Source organism: Vibrio sp. QJM3NY_35, assembly GCF_057785915.1.
Window position 1 is genome coordinate 362849 of record NZ_CM173507.1, and the last position, 21722, is coordinate 384570.

18 protein-coding genes are annotated in these 21722 nt (G+C 42.1%); 14 read left to right on the top strand and 4 right to left on the bottom strand.

Going from position 1 to position 21722, the window contains the following annotated elements:
• Position 1: 1 nt before the first annotated feature.
• Complete coding sequence (locus AC3CH3_RS01735) at positions 2 to 421, top strand: hypothetical protein (protein ID WP_371971811.1); 420 nt, start codon at positions 2 to 4, stop codon at positions 419 to 421.
• Positions 422 to 514: 93 nt separating this feature from the next.
• Here the strand turns inward: AC3CH3_RS01735 and AC3CH3_RS01740 are convergent, their stop codons facing one another.
• Genes AC3CH3_RS01740 through AC3CH3_RS01750 form a run of 3 tightly spaced genes read right to left on the bottom strand, consistent with a single transcriptional unit; the run spans position 515 to position 1488 of the window.
• Positions 515 to 718, bottom strand: coding sequence for a hypothetical protein (locus AC3CH3_RS01740; protein WP_488537598.1), 204 nt, complete (start codon positions 716 to 718; stop codon positions 515 to 517).
• Between the two features lie 56 nt (positions 719 to 774).
• Entirely contained in the window at positions 775 to 927 is a 153-nt protein-coding gene (locus AC3CH3_RS01745) for a hypothetical protein (RefSeq protein WP_488537599.1), read from the bottom strand.
• 54 nt (positions 928 to 981) lie between these two features.
• Positions 982 to 1488 carry a hypothetical protein gene (locus AC3CH3_RS01750; RefSeq protein WP_488537600.1) on the bottom strand — a complete coding sequence of 169 codons (507 nt, stop codon included), beginning with the start codon at positions 1486 to 1488 and terminating at the stop codon, positions 982 to 984.
• 581 nt (positions 1489 to 2069) lie between these two features.
• Between AC3CH3_RS01750 and AC3CH3_RS01755 the strand changes: the two genes are divergently transcribed.
• The 5 genes from AC3CH3_RS01755 (at position 2070) to AC3CH3_RS01775 (ending at position 10491) form a co-directional block, all read left to right on the top strand.
• On the top strand, positions 2070 to 4121 hold the full coding sequence (locus AC3CH3_RS01755; protein ID WP_488537601.1) for a type I restriction-modification system subunit M: 2052 nt from the start codon (positions 2070 to 2072) through the stop codon (positions 4119 to 4121).
• Positions 4121 to 5515 (top strand): restriction endonuclease subunit S, encoded by a 1395-nt coding sequence (locus AC3CH3_RS01760; protein WP_488537602.1) that lies wholly within the window; start codon positions 4121 to 4123, stop codon positions 5513 to 5515. The genes AC3CH3_RS01755 and AC3CH3_RS01760 overlap by 1 nt, the downstream gene beginning before the upstream one ends.
• A gap of 2 nt (positions 5516 to 5517) precedes the next feature.
• A complete protein-coding gene (locus AC3CH3_RS01765; protein ID WP_488537603.1) occupies positions 5518 to 6444 on the top strand; it encodes an FRG domain-containing protein in 927 nt (308 codons plus the stop codon).
• A gap of 95 nt (positions 6445 to 6539) precedes the next feature.
• Complete coding sequence (locus AC3CH3_RS01770; protein ID WP_488537604.1) at positions 6540 to 7241, top strand: hypothetical protein; 702 nt, start codon at positions 6540 to 6542, stop codon at positions 7239 to 7241.
• 19 nt (positions 7242 to 7260) lie between these two features.
• Positions 7261 to 10491, top strand: a complete 3231-nt coding sequence (locus AC3CH3_RS01775) for a type I restriction endonuclease subunit R (protein ID WP_488537605.1) — start codon at positions 7261 to 7263, stop codon at positions 10489 to 10491.
• A gap of 177 nt (positions 10492 to 10668) precedes the next feature.
• Here the strand turns inward: AC3CH3_RS01775 and AC3CH3_RS01780 are convergent, their stop codons facing one another.
• Positions 10669 to 11007 carry a hypothetical protein gene (locus tag AC3CH3_RS01780; RefSeq protein ID WP_372196508.1) on the bottom strand — a complete coding sequence of 113 codons (339 nt, stop codon included), beginning with the start codon at positions 11005 to 11007 and terminating at the stop codon, positions 10669 to 10671.
• An 868-nt stretch (positions 11008 to 11875) separates the two neighbouring features.
• On the opposite strand from AC3CH3_RS01780, the gene csrD reads away from it, so the two are divergent.
• From csrD to mshE, 8 genes are read left to right on the top strand one after another with little or no spacing between them, the layout of a single operon-like run.
• Entirely contained in the window at positions 11876 to 13891 is a 2016-nt protein-coding gene (gene csrD / locus AC3CH3_RS01785; RefSeq protein WP_488537606.1) for an RNase E specificity factor CsrD, read from the top strand.
• Between the two features lie 2 nt (positions 13892 to 13893).
• Positions 13894 to 15336 carry an MSHA biogenesis protein MshI gene (locus AC3CH3_RS01790; protein WP_488537607.1) on the top strand — a complete coding sequence of 481 codons (1443 nt, stop codon included), beginning with the start codon at positions 13894 to 13896 and terminating at the stop codon, positions 15334 to 15336.
• On the top strand, positions 15336 to 15983 hold the full coding sequence (locus AC3CH3_RS01795) for an MSHA biogenesis protein MshJ (protein WP_488537608.1): 648 nt from the start codon (positions 15336 to 15338) through the stop codon (positions 15981 to 15983). The genes AC3CH3_RS01790 and AC3CH3_RS01795 overlap by 1 nt, the downstream gene beginning before the upstream one ends.
• On the top strand, positions 15976 to 16308 hold the full coding sequence (locus tag AC3CH3_RS01800; RefSeq protein WP_488537609.1) for an MSHA biogenesis protein MshK: 333 nt from the start codon (positions 15976 to 15978) through the stop codon (positions 16306 to 16308). Before AC3CH3_RS01795 ends, AC3CH3_RS01800 begins: the two co-directional genes overlap by 8 nt.
• Positions 16309 to 16323: 15 nt before the next feature.
• On the top strand, positions 16324 to 17961 hold the full coding sequence (gene mshL / locus AC3CH3_RS01805; RefSeq protein ID WP_488537610.1) for a pilus (MSHA type) biogenesis protein MshL: 1638 nt from the start codon (positions 16324 to 16326) through the stop codon (positions 17959 to 17961).
• A 53-nt stretch (positions 17962 to 18014) separates the two neighbouring features.
• Complete coding sequence (locus tag AC3CH3_RS01810) at positions 18015 to 18854, top strand: ExeA family protein (protein ID WP_488537611.1); 840 nt, start codon at positions 18015 to 18017, stop codon at positions 18852 to 18854.
• 2 nt (positions 18855 to 18856) lie between these two features.
• Positions 18857 to 20008: a tetratricopeptide repeat protein gene (locus tag AC3CH3_RS01815; RefSeq protein WP_488537612.1), complete on the top strand. Its 1152-nt coding sequence runs from the start codon at positions 18857 to 18859 to the stop codon at positions 20006 to 20008.
• The gene (mshE, locus tag AC3CH3_RS01820) at positions 19998 to 21722 is read left to right on the top strand and encodes an MSHA fimbrial ATPase MshE (protein WP_065676167.1); all 1725 of its coding nucleotides are present in this window, start codon (positions 19998 to 20000) and stop codon (positions 21720 to 21722) included. Before AC3CH3_RS01815 ends, mshE begins: the two co-directional genes overlap by 11 nt.

A 21722-nucleotide genomic window follows, 5' to 3' on the forward strand; every position in this document is an offset into this window, starting at 1 on the left:
TGTGGCTAAACACTTAACAGACAATGACATAAATGACGTTTGTGAGCTTCTGGATGACTGGCCTACAGACTCTAAATTAACATGGGATAGATTGGTAGAGGCTGTGGCGCATGATTACAAGCTCACTACCACTAGGCAAACATTGCAGAAACAGCCACGTATCAAGAGTGCATTTACCGATGTTAAGGCGCTTGTTTCAGGCAACTCTCCTAAGGCTGTTGCTGCTCGTAATAGACATTTACCATCGAGTTTGAAGGCCGCGGCAGATCAGTTGGCAAAACGAGAGCGAACTATTGAGCGACTTGAGGCTGAAAATAGCCAGCTCTTAGAGCAATTTCATACTTGGCTTTATAACGCAACTCAGCACGGAGTTACGATTGAGCAACTTAACGAAACACTAGCAACCAAACAACAGAAGTGAGTGGTCGATGGATAAAGGCTTTCCGGAAATTAGTTTTTACTGGTCACGCTCTATGTAAGTGCAGTTTCCGGAGTTCCGGAAACTGTTTTTAAATTAAATCTGAATACTTCCTCGTTCTACGGCACCACGAAACTCAACCCAGTCTTGATCGTATATGTAAACAGCATGACTAACAGTTTTTCCAGCCATGAAACTATTTAATGCTGCTAGTAGATCCGGAGGTAAACTAGTAGGATCGACGACTAAAAACGGTGAGTCATCGAGTTTAAATTCTTTCAATTCAGGTAGTTTTTTCATTGGACTTTGCTCCTTGTATCATGTGGTTAAAACATAGGTTTTGGAAAAGCATCAGTTTAGTCTGAAAAGCTCTCAGCTAACTGTCTCTCTAAAGTATCCCGTATTTTTGAAAGTTCCATGTAGCCTCGGTCACCACATATACAATCCATTTCCGCTTGAACTAAATGCAGCAAAATAACTACCTGATCATTTGTTAAATCTAATTTCATAGTTGCTCCATAATAATCATCCCACACAATACCCACTTGCAATTACAACAGCTCCTAATGAAGAGAGTCTCCTTCACCCTCTTTCCAGATGTAATCAATGGCAGGTGGACGGACATCAGGCCTCCAAATAGTTTTATATTCACTATGACAATCACGCATATCGAATAAGCTCTTCGATAGGCCGATATCTTGATGAATCTTTATGAATATCAGGCTTTTGAAGTGTTTAAATAACTGAGCGATAGTACGACCTAAAATGCAATCCTGAAAAAGTGGTTTATAAACCTCACTTTGTATATTTGTAATGCAGAGGTACTGTCCATTCTCTGGCGCCACAGGTTCGTATTGGTTGCAAAAATTCAATTTTAACAATAACTTATATGTTGTTTTATCAAGCAGATCTAACTGCCAATCGCTTTGAACGGTGTCACATGGTTTTTCATTGCGTAACCCAGTTAGTTGTAGGTTATCGATAATTTTACGGCACAACAGATCTAGTATTAGTGGTCTGTAGGGGAGTGCTCCGCCATAGCTATCTAGGTCAATAAACTTTTTGCACATTTATACCCCACTGTATGTCACGTTAATTTCTACACATCTAACCTTGAAGAAATATCACTCTAACTTGTTTTGTAAATGGTTAAAATTTATTTATGGTTTCTTTGTGTTGTTTTTTGATATTGATCTTTATTTTTGCAAGTTTAAATTGGTTTTTATTGGGTTTTTATTGGAATTTTGGTTTTAAATTTTAATTTAAAGTTGTGGTAATATAGTGTCTTAATGATGTTTTTTTTGATTTATTGGTGTTTGGATTTATTTTTTAGTTTTAACTGTGGTTTTTGGTTATTTTTTGTTGTGGGCGTATGTCCCATATAGGCCGAGTGTGATTGCTTTGGAAAGTTGCTCTCAATGTGCCGTCGACCATAAGTGGACGATAGACCGACTCATCTTTGCCCCAAAATCGTTTAGATTAAAACCTCTAATTTTGTATTGGTAAGTAAAAGTCACACTCGTAAAGCAGAATACTTATGCAATGTTTTACGATGGAAAAAGCTATTTACCCTTACAATCATTGATCACTGAATAGCTCTGCAACTTCCTGTATAATCAACGCAATTTTTTCTCATAAGTGCTGATTTCCTATGTCCCAAGATACGACTAACAACAACCATTCTTCAGTAGCAGCGTTTTTATGGTCTGTAGCCGACCTTCTGCGTGGTGATTTTCGACAATCTCAATACGGTCGTATCATTCTCCCTTTCACACTGCTAAGACGATTAGAATGTGTGCTTGAAGCAACCAAGCCAGATGTTCTAGCCAAATATGACGCTGTAAAAGCAATGCCATTTGAAGCGCAAGATAAGCTACTGACACACACAGCGCAGTTAAGCTTTTACAACACGTCAAAAATGGATTTAAACCGCCTTGGTGAAACAGGCGTTGCCAGTAATCTAGAGAATTACATTCAGTCGTTCAGCCCTAATGCTCGTGAGATTTTTGAGCACTTCGATTTCTTCAATACTATCGACAAGCTTGAAGAAGCCGATCTGCTTTACAAAGTAGCGAAACGCTTTGCTACCACTGACCTTCACCCAAATACCATTAGCAATCACGGTATGGGTTTAATCTTTGAAGAGCTGATCAGGCGCTTTGCTGAAAGTTCCAATGATACGGCTGGGGAATACTTCACACCAAGGGATATTGTCGATCTCACAACCTCTTTACTCTTCACCAATGAAGAAGAATTAACCAGCTCTGGTTTGGTTCGTTCTATCTACGATCCTACGGCTGGCACAGGTGGTTTCTTATCCTCTGGTATGGAATACGTCCATAAACTCAATGATAAAGCGTCTTTGTCTGCCTTTGGTCAAGAGCTAAACCCTGAGTCATACGCAATCTGTAAAGCCGATATGCTTATCAAAGGGCAAAAGGTCGATAACATTAAACTAGGTAATACTCTGTCGAATGACCAACTCCGCACCGATAAGTTTGACTATATGTTGTCAAACCCACCCTTTGGCGTAGATTGGAAGAAGATCCAAAAGTTCATCAATGACGAGCATAACGACAAAGGCTTTGAAGGTCGTTTTGGTGCGGGTTTACCACGAGTTTCTGACGGTTCGTTACTGTTCTTAATGCACCTTGTGAGCAAAATGCGTCCTCAGCACGAAGGCGGCTCACGTATAGGTATTATCTTGAATGGCTCGCCACTCTTTACAGGTGGTGCTGGTAGCGGTGAAAGTGAAATTAGACGCTACATTCTTGAAAATGACCTGCTAGAAGCCATTGTTGCCCTACCTACTGATATGTTCTACAACACAGGAATTGCGACTTATGTTTGGGTTTTATCTTCTCAAAAACCAGCTAACCGAAAAAGCAAAGTTCAGCTTATCAACGCTTCAAAAGAACGAGCTAAAACAGGCGGTCGTGGTCGCAGTGGTGGCGGTGAAGTTGAAGGTAATGATGAGCACGTATTCTATGCAGCAATGCGTAAATCATTAGGCAGTAAGCGTAAAGAACTCACCCCAGCAGCGATTGATACGATTGTAAAAACATACGGTCAGTTTGCTGGAAACGAGTTTAGTAAAATCTTTGATTATAAAGAGTTTGGCTACCGCAGAATTACAGTTGAACGCCCTCTAAAACTGGCAATTTACCCGAAAGATGAATTACGCCTTGAAGCACTACAAGCAGATAAGGCGTGGAGTAAATTAGGTGAGTCAGTTCAACAAATGGTTTTAGAAGCTCTTGCTTCATTCACAGAAGAAAAATCACTTTCTCGTGATATCTTCCTTAAAACCTTTATCACCAAACTAAACGGCATAAAGCTTACCGCAGCACAACAAAAGCTTATCGTGAAGCACTTAGGCGAGCACGATGATGAAGCAGAAGTATGTAAGGTAAAAGGCAAAGTCGAAGCTAACCCTGACCTACGTGATAACGAAAACGTTCCATTAACTGAAACCGTTGAAGAATACTTTGCTCGTGAAGTTCTACCGCACGTTCCTGATGCGTGGATTGATACCAAAAAGACCGATGAGCTAGATGGTGAAGTTGGTGTTGTGGGTTATGAGATCCCATTCAACCGTCATTTCTATGTTTATGAGCCACCAAGAGCACTCGAAGCAATTGACGATGATTTAGATGCAGTATCGGCTGAAATTATGCAGCTACTTAACGAGGTGCACTCATAATGACAGGTCGTTATAAAGCATATCCTGAGTATAAAGAGTCTGGTTATGACTCCTTGGGTTTAGTTCCTAAACATTGGGTTGTATGTAAATTAAAGCATATTAAGAGTGAAGCCACTAATGCTTTCGTTGACGGTCCATTTGGAAGCAATTTGAAGTCTGAACACTTCATCGATAATGGTGATGTCTATGTCATCGAAAGTAACTTTGCTACTACTGGAAAATTAGATACAAAAAACCTTAAAACTATTTCAGATTTGCATTTTAATGCAATTTGCAGAAGCGAAACCAAAGAAGGAGCTATTATCATAGCCAAAATTGGTGCTCGCTATGGAATGAGTTCAATACTACCTGCAATTAATAAAAAAGCGGTTGTTTCAGGTAACTCATTGTCGCTTCAAATTAATAAATCCAAAATGGATTTGGACTTTTGTCATAAAATATTGATTCATCAAAAAGTCGAAGGGGCGATGGATGATGGTGTTAATGTTACAGCCCAACCAGCATTATCATTGGGTCAGCTAAATAATCTACCTTTTGTTAATCCTCCCCTTATTGAACAACAAAAAATCGCCAACTTCCTCGATCACGAAACCGCTAAGATCGACACCTTAATCACCAAGCAAGAAAAGCTGATTGAGCTGTTAAAAGAAAAACGCCAAGCGGTGATTTCTCACGCAGTGACCAAAGGGCTTAACCCTGATGCAACAATGAAAGACTCTGGTGTGGAATGGTTGGGTGAAGTGCCTGAGCATTGGGGTGTAACAAAGTTAGGTTTACACGCTCGAAAAATAGGCAGCGGAAAAACCCCTAGAGGTGGTGCAGATGTATACCAAGATAGCGGAGTGTTATTCTTAAGAAGTCAGAATATTTATGACGAGGGACTCCGAATCTCAGGAAAAGAAGCCACTTATATTTCTGATGAGATTCACCTAGAAATGCAAAATACTAAAGTAAAGCCTCAAGATATCCTATTGAACATCACTGGAGGATCGATTGGTAGAACGTGTATTGTCCCTCGTGATATTGGTGAAGCAAACGTAAATCAGCACGTCTGTATTCTTCGATTTTCAACTAACCTTGCTCCTTACTTAGCTAATGTAATGAAGTCTTCATCGATAAAAGAGCAAATAGATGTTGTTCAGGTCGGTGGTAATCGTGAAGGCCTCAATTTTGAACAAATATCTAATATGAAGTTTTGTATACCACCAAAAGAAGAGATTGGAAAAATCAACAACTTTATTAAAGTTCACTCAGAGAAATATCAAACCTTAGTTACAAAAGCAAACGCTGCTATAGAACTGATAAAAGAACGCAAAACAGCCCTTATCTCAGCAGCAGTAACAGGCAAGATTGATGTGCGTGATTGGGTTGTTTTAGATAAGGATCAAGGCTAATTATGGGAGAAGCTAAAAAAGTAGGAGCGGTTTCAACGTTTGTTACTGAGATTGCTAAAATCAAGCCGAGGAAAGGTTACTCGCTATTCTTTCGAGGGCAAACAAAGGAAAGCTATAAACCTATTCCTTCTGTATTTCGTCATACTGACCCAAAAGATGAAAGTAGCCCTTTGTTCTCTATAAGAGAGCATATTATGTTTGAGCAATTGGTCGCTTCTTGCCCTAATGATTTTCTGAGTTGCCAATCTGCGCTGGATCACCTTGTGAAAATGCAGCATTACGGGCTTCCTACTCGATTACTCGATATCACGAGCAACCCACTTGTAGCATTATATTTTGCGTGTAGTGCTCACTCTGGACGAGGCAAGGATAGTTCTGATGGTGAAGTTATTATCTACGAAATTAAAGATGAAGATATCAAGTTTCACGGCAGTGACACCGTATCTGTTATCAGCAATTTAGCGAAAATGGACGAACAGTTTGTTTATCCAGAAGTAAGCAAAGAAGAACGATCAAAAGATGATGATAAGATGGTGGGCAAGCTTCTACACTCAATTTATGCTGAGAAACCATATTTTAAAGATGTGATTGTGCCAAAGCATATAACCTCAATTCAAGCGGTAAGACCCAAGCTAGATAATCCCAGAGTCATTCGTCAAAATGGTGCATTTCTAATTTTTGGAATGGGCGAGAGCAAGACCACTCCTTCTCAGAAAATCTATCGTTTGTATAAAAATGTGGAAGTCAGCTCTAGTTACTTCACTCATACAGAAGATCGAGGATATGTTTTGAAAATCAACGCTGAGGAGAAGACTAAAATTATTCAAAGTCTTGACGGGTTAGGTATCTCAAAAGCAACTTTATTCCCAGAAATTGATGAAGTCGCTCAACATATCAAGTCTCAAACTGTTGATTACCTAAAGGGTTAAACAATGTCAGGTAGATCTCAGGGAAATAGCACTCAAACGATACTTCTGGTCAAGTTCAACCTCAATGTTGGTTGCGACACAAGGCGAGGTTATAAGTGAAGAAAAGTTCTGAGCTTACGCAAGCCATAGATAATGACACTGGCCTGCAATCGAAAAGGAAGTTACTGATAGTGGCTTCCTTGATTTTACTTGCTCTTTCGTTCTCTGGTGCAACCATTGATGAAGCAAACACTTTTATCTTTAAAATAAAATTTGCAAACCAAAATGGATTAGGGATTTTGTTGGTTTTATCTATCGTCTTCTTGATGGTTCGCTACTACAACTATGCCGTTGTCTATCATAAGAGGCTTTATGCTCTCTGGAGCGAGCGACTTATGAAACATTCGAGTGTATTTAGTGTTTGTCCATACTCTGATCAGTTTTCTGGCTATATCGCATCTCATATGCCATTAACAGCCGATGATGTTCAGGAACTATCATATGACAATAAACAGTTTACATATGACTGGTTCTATCAGTGTCGTTTTCCTTTTAGGCGGTTTGTCGTTTTTCAATGGCTTGGTCGTCACGATATGAACGAAGAGTCTTTGAATATTCGAAAAAAAATAGGCTTTAGAGTGTATACCAAGTTCTTGTGGCTAGAAGCTCAAGAACAAGTATCATCTTTTTTTACTTACCGTGAAAACTTAGATATTTTAACGCCTTATGCTCTCGGCTGTTTAGCAATTGCTAGTTACTATTTTAATGCAGAGCTAATGGATCTATTGCTGTTCCTCACCCCTACAAAAAATAATTAATTCAGGGATAACAATTACAATGTCAGACGCAGCACAAGAAAAAATATTCCAAAACGACATCCTTGATCAAATGCAATCTCAAGGCTGGTTGCTAGGTGAGTCGAACAAGTACAACAAAGAATTGGCTCTTTACCCTGAAGATGTGATTGCTTTTACCAAGGCAACGCAGCCTGAACAATGGGATAAATTAGCGCAGCATTTCCCAGAGACAGATCGTAATCCTTCCGCTACGGCTGATGCGCTCCTCAAATTATTAGAGAGAGAATTGAAAAGCGAAGGTACGTTGTGGGTTCTACGAAATAAACTCAGTGATCGTGGTGCGAAGTTCGATATGTGCAGCTTCAAGCCTGACCACGATTTAAACCCAATGGCAACGGCACGTTATAAGGAAAACATCCTCCGTGTTGTGCCAGAGCTAGTTTACTCACCAAATGGTTATGATGGTCGTTTAGATTTAACGCTATTCGTCAACGGTATCCCTGTTGCTACCTGTGAGCTTAAATCTGAGTTTAAACAGTCGGTTGATAATGCCAAAGTTCAGTATATGAAAGACAGGCAGCCTAAAGATCCTAAGACAAAAAAACCAGAGCCATTATTGACTTTTAAACGTGGTGCATTGGTTCACTTTGCAGTGAGTCAATACAACGTAGCTATGACCACTCGTTTAGACGGTAAAAAGACGTTCTTCTTGCCGTTTGACCAAGGCACTTCTGAAGGCGGTAAAGGTAATGACGTTCCTGCCTTATCAACAGAGGGGAATGATAGCTATGCAACGTCTTATCTTTGGAATGAGATTTTCCAGAAAGACAATCTACTGCTGATCCTCAGTCGATACATTCATCTTGAAGTAAAAGATGCTGAGCAGCTAGACGGTTCTATTAGGCCAAAAGAAATAATGATTTTCCCTCGGTATCATCAATGGGCGGTCGTTTCAAAACTACTTAATACCGTTGATAGCGAAGGCACAGGGCAAAAATATCTTATCCAACACAGTGCTGGCTCTGGTAAATCAAACTCTATTGCGTGGTTGTCTCACCAACTTGCTTCAAAGCACTACTACACAGATCATCCAGAGCTAAACAAAACATCTGGGGATAAGGTCTTTGACTCAGTTATAGTGATTACTGATAGAACGGTGCTTGATAGTCAGCTACAAGATACGATTTATCAGTTTGATCATAATGAAGGGATGATTGCTCGTGTTAATCGAGAAGAGGCGCAAGGCTCTAAATCTAGCCAATTGGCGGGAGAGTTAAAAGCAAGCACCTCTATCATTATTGTAACGATTCAAACATTCCCTCACGTATTAGATGCGATCCGTAAAGACTCTACTCTTTCAGGTCGAAGCTTTGCGGTTATTGCCGATGAAGCGCACTCAAGCCAAACAGGAACAACCGCACGTAAATTGCGTGAGGTGTTAATGGCAGAGCAACTAGACGGAAATGAAGAGCTAGACAGTGAAGATATGCTGCGCTTATCGCTGGAAGCTCGTAAAGGCTCAAACAATATTAGTTACTTTGCATTTACCGCCACACCGAAAGGTAAAACATTAGAATTATTTGGTCGTAGACCTGATCTTGATGAGCCTGCGAGTGATACCAATAAACCTTTACCGTTCCACGTTTACTCAATGCGCCAAGCAATTGAAGAAGGGTTTATTCTGGATGTATTACAGAATTACACCAGTTATCGAGTCGCTTACCAATTGGCACACGATAACCCAGCCTCAGATCACGAAGTAGACAGTAAAAAAGCCGCTTCAAAAATGGCGAAGTGGGTTCGTTTACACCCTTACAATATCGCTCAAAAAGTCGAAACCATTGTTGAACACTTCAACGAGAAAGTGAAACACTTGCTAGGCGGTGAAGCAAAAGCAATGGTTGTTACCAGTAGCCGTTTAGAAGCGGTGCGCTACAAACTTGCTTTTGAAAAATACGTTCAAGACAAAGGCTATAACAACGTTAATGCAATGGTGGCGTTTTCTGGTGAGGTCAATGACCCAGATTTACCTGATCAGCCTTTTACTGAAAATAATATGAACCCTAATCTGCGTGGTCGTGATATGCGTAAAGCATTTGATACTGCGGATTATCAGGTGATGTTAGTGGCGAATAAGTTCCAGACAGGATTTGACCAGCCTAAGCTTGTCGCTATGTATGTCGATAAGCCATTAAAAGGCGTGGAGTGTATTCAGACCCTATCAAGACTAAATCGAACGTGTAAGGGCAAAGACAAGACCTTTGTGCTCGACTTTGTGAATGACCCAGAAGAGATATTGGCAGAGTTTAAGGTTTACTTCCAAACGGCTGAATTGGCTGGCGTATCTGATCCAAACATTGTTTATGATCTGATGAAAAAGCTCAATCAAGTTGGGATTTACCAGTGGTTTGAAGTAGAAGCGTTTGTTGATGCGTATAACAACAAACAAGCAAACCAAGCCAAACTTGCCAATCTGTGTAAACCTGCCGTTGATCGTTTCACCGTTCGCTATAAAGAAGCCACTCAGGTGCTTCAATCCGCACAGGCGGAAGTGTCAAAAGCGAAAATTGAAAAGAACGACAAGAAGATTAAGTTTGCAGAAAACAGCGTCAAACACGCTAAAGAAGCACGAGATATTTTGGAAGTGTTTAAGAAGGATTTAATCTCTTTCTATCGCTACTATGAGTTTACATCCCAGATCGTCAATTTTGATGATTACGAATTGGAAAAACTCAGCATCTTTGCCAAGCATCTACACCCACTCCTGCGCCTTGATATCATTGAAGATGATGTGGATTTGTCTGATGTGGTAATGACCCATTACCGTTTGCACGAACAACGAGAAGCAGACTTACAGCTTGGAGTTAAGATTGGTGAAGAGCCTAAACCTTACCTACCAGCAGCAAAAGAAGGTTCTGGTGCTGCGCCTAAAGATCCAAAAACTGAATTGCTCAACGAGATCATTGAGAGAATGAACGATTTATTCATTGAAGATGGTTTATCTGAAAATGATATGCTCAATTACGCTAATACCATTGCTGGTAAAATATCAGAAAATGACACAGTGATGGATCAACTTCGCAGCAATACCAAAGAACAAGCAATGCTGGGTGAGTTTCCTAACTCAATCAATAATGCAGTGATTGAAAGTATGGACGTTCACAATGATATGGCAATGAAGCTACTTTCTAACGAAGCCGTAGCGAAAGGCTTTGCTGGATTGATGTTTGACGTGTTGATGAAAGGGCTGGGGAAGTCAGCGACAAATTAACAATGTCTATTCTTAAACCTAATGGCTAATAATACGGTTATTCTAGCCATTAGCCATTTTTGGTGACTTTTTATTCAATCATGTTAAGCATAGTAGTCGCAGGTGAGCCTATCATAGGGTGCTTGCTCTAAATGATTTCTGTCCATTTTCGAGTTGGGAGGATCCGCACTGGCTCATTTAGCAAAGGCATATTTGCTCAAGACGCCTAGTCGCTAAAACTAAATCTTTCGTATCTCCACTACTTATGACATCAAGCGGAGTTCTTCCTGCGAAAAAATCGTCTTGGTTATGCGCCTGCATGAAATCAATTCGTGTTTGCTGGTTGTCGAACATGATTTTCAGAGCCTCATAAATATCGAGAACGCTCTCAATTCTCATCTCTAGTTGCTCATCACGGCAAACGGGCAGAATTCTATCGATTTGTTCTTGGGTTGCCCCTAATTTGAGCAGCGCTCTGGTAGACAGGTTTGTTCCTCCCTCCAAATTTAGTCTAATTTCTCTGTCCTTTTCTGTCATCAACTTATCCCTTTACGCAGCAGGTTTACTGGTGTTCGTGAGGTTAGGTTTTTTATCAACCTTCTAGCAATTTCACTCTTACTACCTTTAACTGAACAGCTTTCTCCGCCAGACTCTAATCAAATACTGTTTGTCATTTAATGAGGGCCTACTACAAGTTGTTATTGGTAGCTGTATGCCTAGACAGTGGTGCGTGCAACTATCTAGATATTATAACTCATTATGTCCAACGACGAGCTAATTCGAACGCACTAGCACGTCAATTAGATGGTACGCCCCACACCTGCGCTAAAATTAGCAATGTCGTTTGTAGCTGCAAGATTTTTTCCACGGCTTGTAGTGACATGGTGAGATCTACTACCGTGTGGTGCGATCATGAAACTAGGTGGGTTCTTACAGCCATAGATGCAAACTACGATATGGCTCGCTACCCAAATACTTATCCGGTGTCGACACTGGTAATGCTAGCTTTGAGCAATTTCTCAATTTATATCGGGTATTAGCCGTGATTGTGAAGCATGAATTTTCGAACGATTAAAAAAGCGTTATACTCACTCCTCAAAACAGAGATTTTGTAAAGTTTAGGGACTAACGCTCAATAACTTAACGAAAAACTTAACAAAACTGATTTTCATTGGCATTAATTATTTAATTAACAATGATTTAGGCTTTTCTTGTAAGGCTCAAGGTCACCAGAACCATTTTAAGCCCTGTTTTTAATATATTATAAAGACAGTATTAAATTGGAAAAAGCCGCGTTCATCGCGGCTTTTTGTTACCTACAATTCTTAACGCTTTATTTACAATGTCAATTTATAGTATAAGTAGCAATACGGTATAATGTGAGTTGAAAAGGATTTCGTTATTCATGAGATATACCCCGACACTAAAACTGAGCACTCGATTGGTCGCATTTGTCACCGTGATAGTGATCAGCGCGATGTTCATTCTTTTTATTGGTGGCACACTTTCCTTTAAGCGTATTGGACAGGAATATTTAGACCATTATTTGGTTGGCATTGTCGACGTTGTAGATAAAGAGATGGAAGACCCTGATGCCGCGTATTCAATGCAGCGTTGGATGCCTAAGATGTTACAGGCGAGCAATATTGTTGAGATGAAACTCTCGAACAAGACCGGCATCGTTTATCGTTTCAAAGATACTTCCCCACAAATTGATCCCAATCGTCTTTATGAGAAAAGCTTCATTTTAGAGCGTAATGAAGGCTACCGAATCGAATTTAAAGCGCTTCCTCCTTATATTGGCTACAACTACTCAATGGAAGCGATGTGGTCAATTACTTTGGCTGTCGCATTGGTCCTTTTCTGTCTTGCTCGCGGTGTTCGTTGGTTGAAAGAGCAACTCATGGGTTCTGAGATTTTGGAAGAGCGAGGAAGAATGATCTTGGCCGGTCAGGTTGAAGCTCATGCAAAGGGAGATGAGCGAGAGTGGCCTTATACCGCAAGCGAAGCCTTAGATGTATTGATTGAAGAGCTGCAAGATGCTCGTCAAGAACGAAGTCGCTTTGATACCTTTATTCGTACTCACACCTTCCTAGATAAACTCACGGGAACGGCAAACCGAGTTTTATTCGATAATAAGCTGGAGTCGGCACTGCATGAAAGTGGCGCTCGAGGCGGCGTGTTACTGATACGTATCGACGAGTGGGAACAAGTTCGTGATGCTAACGATAAGCAAACCACTGACGGCTTTATTATTGAAGTCGGTGAAGTACTGTCGAATATCGTTCAACGCTATCCCGATGTCATTTTTTCTCGCTATTACGAAGCGGACTTTGCTGTATTTATCCCTCATCAGGGCGCAAAAGATATTGCGACCTTGGCTGCTCAGTGTTTAAGGCAGTTAGATAAGCTAACTCCGCCAGAGCCTTTAGAGTCGGATGACTGGTGTCATATTGGTGTAACCATGTATACCGAAGGTGAGCGTCATAGCCAGATCATGGATGAAACGGAAACGGCACTAAAGAGTGCTCAGTTAGAGCGTATTAATAACTGGAGCCGTTACCCGAAAGAGAATAAGAATGAGCTTGATAGAGGCAGTGTTCGTTGGAGAACATTACTTGATAAAGCCCTGCTTCCTGAAAATTTAGTAATCTTTGCTCAGCGGTGTTATCTTATGCCGGAATCTGGTCAAGCTAATGAATTACATAGAGAAATATTCGCTAGAATTCAGGATCCTGATAAAGGTTTATTGAAATCGTCTCGATTTATGCCTGCGGTAGAGCAAGTGGGTTATCAAGCTCAAATGGACCAATCGGTTCTAAAGGTTGTATTGAAATCGCTGAAAGAATCAACTCAACCTATCAACTATTCGGTGAATCTGAATGTTACCCCGTTTGCTAATAAACAGCATTTTAAGTGGTTTAGGAGTGAGTTGTTACAGCTCTCTGCTCAACACCGATCTCAGCTTGCGTTTGAGTTTCCAGAAGGGCACTTGATTGCTCATCTTGATTATATGAGACCGGTAGCAAAGATGTTGCGAGGTTTAGGGTGTAAAGTTGTGGTAGGCCAAGCTGGACGAACCATTGTTAGCACCCACTATATAAAGGATTTGAAGGTTAATTATATTAAGCTTCATCGAAGCCTAATAAAGAAAATCGATCAAAGGCATGAGAACCAACTGTTTGTTCGCAGCTTAATTGGGGCGTGCGGTGATTCTCCAACTCAAGTTATTGCCGTTGGAGTCGAGTCAAAACAAGAAAAGAATACCTTGATAGAGTTAGGCATTAACGGCTATCAAGGGAGATATTTCGACGAAGAACAACAAATTATCCCTTTGCCTAATCAAGCAGAAAAGGCCGCGAAAGCGGAATCTGTTGTCAAAGTTGGTCGAAGAAATCGATGGCGTAAGAGTAGTAGTTAAGAATGAATTTTAAAGCGATTTTAGACAAGATAAAGCCAACGAATAATAAAGGTAGCTCGCAAGTTGTCATGTTAGGCAACGATGCCATTTATATTTCATCGACAGAGCAAGAGCCTCAAGTAACCAGCATTCCCGTGGTTAATGGGGACTGGGAGAGTGCGCTAAAAAAATCGCTTAGCAGTGAGGCGTTTACCAGCAATAGCCTCCAGCTGATTGTCTGTGCTAACTACTACCAAACCTACCAAATTGATAAACCGGACATTCCAGAGAGTGAATGGTCGGTAGCACTGCCTTTTTTACTCAAAGACCTTGTTTCAGAAAGAGTCACGGAAATCACCGCGAGTGCGGTCGCGTTACCGACGTCGAATAAGCTGCAAGTATATGTCCTGCCTAAAAAGCTGTTGGACAAGCTTCTGAATATCACTAATTCGGCTCAGGTTGAATTAATAGGTGTTGCTCCCGAAGATGAAATCTGGGGTTACAGCGCTGGCGAACTGTCTAATTTCATTCTTTTACAGCGCAGCACTAATTCACACTTTAAGTTGGGTGCGTTTGTTGAAAATACCGTTTGTTTTCAAAGAACCATCCGCAGTGTTGTCCCACCTTTAACGGGTGTTGCGTCAAGTGCTCTGCAGTTAGATGGCCTCGCTTTAGAGCTTCAACGCTCGATTGATTACCTTTCTTCGCAAATTAAAGGCACCCAGCTTCACCAGCTGAAAATCTGTTGTGACGAAGAAGATGAAGCTGAGTTACAAAGTGCCTTAAACAGTACGTTGAGCTCGACAGTTTCACTGTTGGTTGAAGGTGAGCGTGATAATTCAGAGAGTTTGTTGCTTAAACTCGCAGCTGAAAAAGATGCGTTTAACGTCAATCTTTACCCTGAACACCTCAAGCCGAAAAAAGAATATTTCACATTAACGAATGTGGTCGCGAGTTGGGGGCTTGTCTGTGCCTTGCTTCTTGGCGGTTACTTTGTGATGCAATACCAAATATCGAATTTGGACGAAGAACTAACAGCTTTGCAACATGACTCCAATCAAGTTAACAAGCAAGTTAACCAGTTGAAGAGTAAGTTAACTCAGCATAAACCGTCTCCGGAGAAAGTCGCCGCCGTTGCTCGTCTCAAACGTGAGACACAAGCAAAAAAAGAGGCGTTGAAGGCCGTTGGGCAATACGACGAATCCCAGCAAGTCGGGTATTCTGGCGTCATGAATTCCCTAGCTACATTAGGCCGAAATGACATCTCTCTTTCGCACATCTATATGACTCATGACACTCTAGATCTTAGTGGCTTGGCTCGTAACGCAAATGTCGTCCCTAACTGGATTGGTCAGTTTAAAAGTGAGCTTAATTTAGTTGGACGTGCTTTTGAAAAACTAAAAATAGGTCGTAATGATCAGGATGTGGTGACGTTTGAGTTAAGTACTCGTCGGGAGAGTAAATAATGCAGCAGTGGAATCAGCTTAGCGATAAGTTTCTTGCATTGAGCCAAAGAGAAAAATGGCTACTTTTCGTGTGTGGTTTTGTTGGCCTATCGATGTTGTTGTTCACCTTACTGGTTGAGCCTGCGTATCTCGATCTGCAAGCGAAAAATGCCAAAATGACGAGCTTGACTCAATCAAACCAAAGGCAACAAGGTGAGTTACTTGTTCTACAAGCTAAGTTAAACAAAGACCCAGATAAAGAAATTAACCTCGAATACAAGAAATTGATGCGAGAGAGCCAAGATCTTTCGCTTCAACTGTCAGAGATTGTCGATGGACTGATCACGCCTTCTCAAATGTCACAGTTATTGGAAAGTGTTCTCAATGCTGGCCATGGACTTAAGCTGGAATCCTTGGAATCACTAAAACCAGAAGCGATTTCAAATAACAAAGAGACCAGCGAATATTCAGGCTACTTTCTTCATCCCGTAAGAATGGAACTAACAGGCAGCTATTTTGATATTTCAGCTTATCTTCAAGCCCTTGAGTCTCTACCTGTGAGTTATTACTGGCGCACATTTGAATACTCAGTAGAAGAATATCCCAAAGCTCGACTGGTGTTCGAGGTTTATACATTAGGTACTAGACAGGAGTTTATCGGTGGTTAGAACTCTATTGTTGTCCTTGCTATTTAGTAGCTCTTTTGTGTGGGCTGAGCAAGATCCCACGGCGCCATTAGGCTGGCTTTCACCTCAACAGAAAACGGCGCCTGCTAAGAAAGCACCAACTCGTTATCGCTTGCCTTCTTTAGAAAGCATCGTGTGCAAGGGTAATACACCTTGTTATGCGATTATGAATGGTCAGATTCTCGGTCAAGGGGAAACGATCAGAGGGTACCGAGTTAAGAGCATAGATCCAGAATACGTCACTCTGCAGAGAAGCTCTAAGCAGTGGAAATTAGAGATGTTCTCTTTAGATGTTAAGAATAATTAAGGTTAGAGTGAAGACATGCGTAAACTTGTAGTAGCAATCCTAGTGTCATCTTTAGTCGGCTGTTCGATGGGGCATCGCGATCCTGTTGAAATTAAAGAGTCTTTGAATGAATCAATTAATGAAGCTAACAGTAAAGCGCTTCATGAGCTTCCTTCATCAGTACAAGATGATCTTATGCCTCAACTCGATTCGGACTCTGTATCGCCAGGAATGGAAACGGTTAAGCGTTTTCGCATTCAGGCTAAAGGCGTTGAAGCGAGAACCTTCTTTGCAAGCTTAGTGAAAGGAACAGAGTACAGCGCCGCTATTCACCCAAGCGTCTCTGGAAACCTTACGCTTAATCTAACCGACGTGACGTTGGATGAAGTGCTAGCTGTTGCTCAAGACATGTATGGCTACGATATCGAAAAGCGTGGCAAGGTGATTCAGGTTTACCCTGCAGGCCTTCGCACAGTGACGATCCCTGTCGATTACCTACAAGTTAAGCGTTCTGGTCGTTCATTGACGACGATCACTACAGGCACTATCTCCAATTCGGACAACAGTTCGTCGAGCTCTTCAAGCTCAGACTCTAACTCGTCGAATTCATCTAACTCTTCTAATACATCAAACTCGACATCGAATGGTGGTACAGAAATTGAAACCACATCTGAAAGTGATTTTTGGCCACAGCTTGAAGCAGCGGTTGCTCACTTGATTGGCTCGGGGGATGGGCAAAGTGTCGTGGTTACACCGCAAGCGAGTGTGATTACCGTACGCGCTTACCCGGATGAGATCCGTGAGGTTCGTGAGTTCCTAGGTATTTCTCAGAAACGTCTGCAACGCCAAGTTATCTTGGAAGCCAAAATCATGGAAGTTACCCTGAGTGATGGTTACCAACAAGGTATTAGCTGGTCGAACTTATCTAAGTCGATTGGTAGTGGTGGTGTTGTTATTGACCGACCAGGTGGAACATTGCCTCCATTAGATGCAATCAGCTCTTTGTTAGGTGGACAAACCAACGTAACGATTTCAGACGGTAGCTTTGAAGCGGTATTAAGCTTTATGGATACTCAAGGTGATCTCAATGTTCTTTCTAGCCCACGCGTAACAGCTGCAAACAACCAGAAAGCGGTGATTAAGGTTGGTACAGACGAATACTACGTGACGGATTTATCAAGCGCAGTAGGAAGTGGTGACAATGCTAATGTTGCGCCGGAGGTTGAGTTAACTCCGTTCTTCTCTGGTATCTCTTTAGATGTGACCCCTCAGATAGATGATAAAGGTAGCGTATTCTTACATGTTCACCCAGCCGTTATTGAGGTCGAGGAAGAAGTGAAAGAGCTCAACCTTGGTTCTACAACGGGTGTGGTGCAGCTTCCTTTGGCGAAAAGCTCTATTCGTGAGTCTGACTCAGTGATTCGAGCGCGAGACGGAGATGTGGTCGTTATTGGTGGTTTGATGAAATCCAACACCACTGATGTGACGTCTAAAGTCCCATTCCTCGGTGATATTCCAGCCTTAGGTCATTTGTTCCGTAATACCAATCAGTTAACGCAAAAAACTGAGCTCGTGATCTTGCTTAAGCCAACGATCGTGGGTGTGAATACTTGGCAAAATGAATTGGAACGTTCACGTGATCTTCTTCAAGAGTGGTTCCCAGATGAAGAGTAAATGCTTACTTTCTCAATATAGAGTGGCATTGCCTCACTAAGCTAGGTCGTCGTATGTATCAAGCTCACTTTGGTTTTGAACAACTGCCATTTACGTTAACGCCGAATACCGATTTATTTTATGGTTTGGCGCCTCATTTCGAAGCGATTCAGACGGTAATCTCGGCGTTGGAAATGGGCGAGGGCGTGATTAAGGTGACCGGTGAAGTCGGCACGGGAAAAACCATGGTTTGTCGGATGCTGGTTAATCATTTAAAGGATTGTACGGCATTAATCTATTTGCCAAATCCTGTGTTGTCTGGCGCTGATTTACGTCACGCTGTCGCTAAAGAACTTGATTTGACCATCGATAATGAAGCCACTTTAGTCGATAACATTCAGCATAAGTTGATTGATTTACACAACTCCGGTTTGAGAGTGGTCGCTATACTGGATGAGGCGCAAGCTCTATCCGATGAGGCTCTTGAAACCTTAAGGCTGTTCGGCAACCTTGAAACAGAAGATAAGAAACTGCTTCAAATAGTGTTACTCGGGCAGCCTGAATTGGACGCTCGATTAGAGGCGTACCACCTAAGACAATTTCGTCAAAGAATTACATTCAGTTCTACACTGAGGCCGCTGACGCTCGATGAGACGGTAGCTTACATTGATAATCGAATTACTAAGTCTGGTGGCAATCCTGAACTGTTCAATTTGAATCAAAAAAAGGCGATTTGCCGTTCTTCATTGGGTATTCCAAGATTGATAAACCAGTTGTGTCATAAGGCTCTTTTGCTCTCGTTTAGTGAAGATAAGAAAAGTATCGACAATCAGCACCTGTTCTCCGCCATGCACGAAACTTACGATGTGTGTAAGCCTAAATTTAAAACGCCAATACTGTGGGGTTGGAATTAATTATGAGCGTCATTAATAACGCCTTGTCTGAATTGGCAAAGAAAAAATCAGCGACTTCAATTGAAGCCGCAGTCGTGCCGAAAGTGAAAACGCGTTCCCCATTGGTTTGGGTAGTTGCAGGCTTTACTTTGAGCTTAGCGATGGGAGGCTGGGCGATCTCACAAGGTCCTGCTGTTGATAGTTCAATATCAACTCGGGACGTTCAAGTTTCTGTTGTTGATAGCACTGAAGGAGAGCCGAACACGGTAGTGACTCCACTTGTATTGTCACCAACTAAGAAGCTAGTGACGCTAGATTCTGCGAACCTTTCTGCTGACAACACGACGATTGTTAAAAGCACTCAAACTCAGTCTGCTAAGTCCGATTCAGTTGTTGCATCGACTCAGGTAGTGACAAAGCCTCAAGCAACCTCTAAATCTCAAAACGTGCCTAAAGCTGAAGTCGCAAAACCAATCTATGTTGCTAGTGTGGCTAAAAAAGATTCTAAGCCACTCCCTAATGATTCCAAAGCGTCTGGTGATTCAGAAAATAGTGGAATAATGATTGAGCAGGTGGAGTTAACGTCTGAACAACTCTCTGTTAATGCCCAAGGTCGAGCTCAGAAGGCTCTTGATGCGAACGACCTTGCTGGTGCGTTGAAAGGTTATAACGAAGCGCTTCGCTATGCCCCAAGAAATGAAGATGTCCGTCAGAAACTTGCGATTCTCTATTTTGGTAAGGGTGATACGCGTAAAGCCTACGAACTTTATCAGTCTGGTATCAAGCTCAATAACAACAGCGAAAAGCTACGCTTAGGCTTATCAAAACTGTTGGTTAAAGCGGACCAATCAGAAGCGGCTTTGAGTCCATTGATACATTTACCGCCTAATCCAACTCAGGACTATTTAGCGATGCGTGCCGCGCTGAGCCAAAAATCTCAGCAAGAAGAAATTGCATTAGAGAGTTATCAAAAACTGGTCGAAGTTGATTCGGATAACGCTCGTTGGTGGCTAGGTTTGGCTATCCAACAAGAGCGACAGCTTGATTTTACAGCGGCAAAACAATCTTACCAAGGCGCGCTAGTCAGAGTCGGCATCTCATCTCAATCGCAAAGCTTTGTGCGAGATCGATTAAAAATAATCAATGCTTTAGAGGAGAGTAGCGATGCAAATTAGATTAAGAAAAAGGCTTGGTGATTTGCTCGTTGAAGAGGGCATTATTACCGAGGCTCAAGTTGAACAAGCACTGGCCGCTCAGAAAAGTACCGGGCGTAAGTTGGGTGACGCTCTCATTGAGCTTGGCTTCTTGTCAGAACAGCAAATGCTGAGCTTTTTGTCGCAGCAGTTAGCGATTCCTCTTATCGATTTAAGCCGTGCTGTTGTTGATGTCGAAGCGGTTCAGCTTTTACCTGAAGTACACGCTCGTCGTCTTCGTGCTTTGGTTATCGGGCGCCAAGGCGACACGTTGCGTGTTGCAATGAGTGACCCTGCCGATCTGTTTGCCCAAGAGTCTTTGCTTGGTCAGCTCGGCGATTACGCGCTGGAATTCGTTGTTGCTCAAGAGAGGCAATTGGTTGATGGCTTCGATCGCTATTATCGAAGAACCAAAGAGATTGCCTCGTTTGCTGAGCAACTTCACGCTGAACACCAAGTTAATGATGCCTTTGATTTCGATATCGCTGAAGAAGACAGTGATGAAGTTACCGTCGTTAAGCTGATCAACTCGCTATTTGAAGATGCCATTCAAGTTGGTGCTTCGGATATCCATATCGAGCCAGATTCAAACGTACTACGTCTTCGTCAGCGTATTGATGGTGTGCTGCATGAAACTTTGTTGAATGAAGTGAATATTGCTTCTGCACTTGTACTGCGCTTGAAGCTGATGGCAAACCTCGATATTTCAGAGAAACGTCTTCCTCAAGATGGTCGCTTTAATATCCGAGCTAAAGGTCAGTCGGTTGATATTCGTATGTCGACCATGCCAGTACAGCACGGTGAATCAGTGGTTATGCGTCTTCTTAACCAATCAGCAGGCCTACGTAAACTAGAAGAGTCGGGCATACCGAGTGACCTTTTAGTTCGTCTGCGTCAACAACTGCGCCGCCCACATGGCATGATTTTGGTTACCGGCCCAACCGGTTCTGGTAAAACCACAACCTTATACGGCGCGTTAAGTGAGCTAAACGAACCGGGTAAAAAGATCATTACTGCGGAAGATCCGGTGGAATACCGCCTTCCTCGTGTGAATCAAGTTCAGGTAAACCCTAAGATCAACCTCGATTTCTCGACTATCTTGAGAACCTTTCTACGTCAGGATCCCGATATCATTCTTATTGGTGAGATGCGTGACCATGAAACCGTTGAGATTGGTTTGAGAGCTGCACTGACCGGTCACTTAGTATTAAGTACGCTGCATACCAATGATGCGGTAGACAGTGCGTTGCGTATGATGGATATGGGTGCTCCAGGTTACTTGGTCGCGAGCGCGGTTCGAGCAGTAGTTGCACAGCGATTGGTTCGTAAAGTGTGTAACGACTGTAAGGTTGAAGATGAGCTAGATGAACCTCGCAAGCAATGGTTGAGTGTTCGCTTCCCAAATCAGGTAGGCGTGCCATTTATGAAAGGGCGTGGCTGTCAGAACTGTAACCTAACGGGTTATCGTGGGCGTATTGGTGTCTTTGAAATGTTGGAGCTAGAGCAAAACATGATGGATGCACTTAGAGCCAATGATGCGGTAGGTTTTGCTCAAACGGCGAGACAGTCTGAAAACTACAAGCCGCTGTTAGCTTCTGCGATGGAATTGGCTTTACAAGGTGTCGTGAGTCTCGACGAGATAATGCACCTTGGTGAAGGCGATGCGTCCGGTGCCACTGACCCAATTTATTTGTAG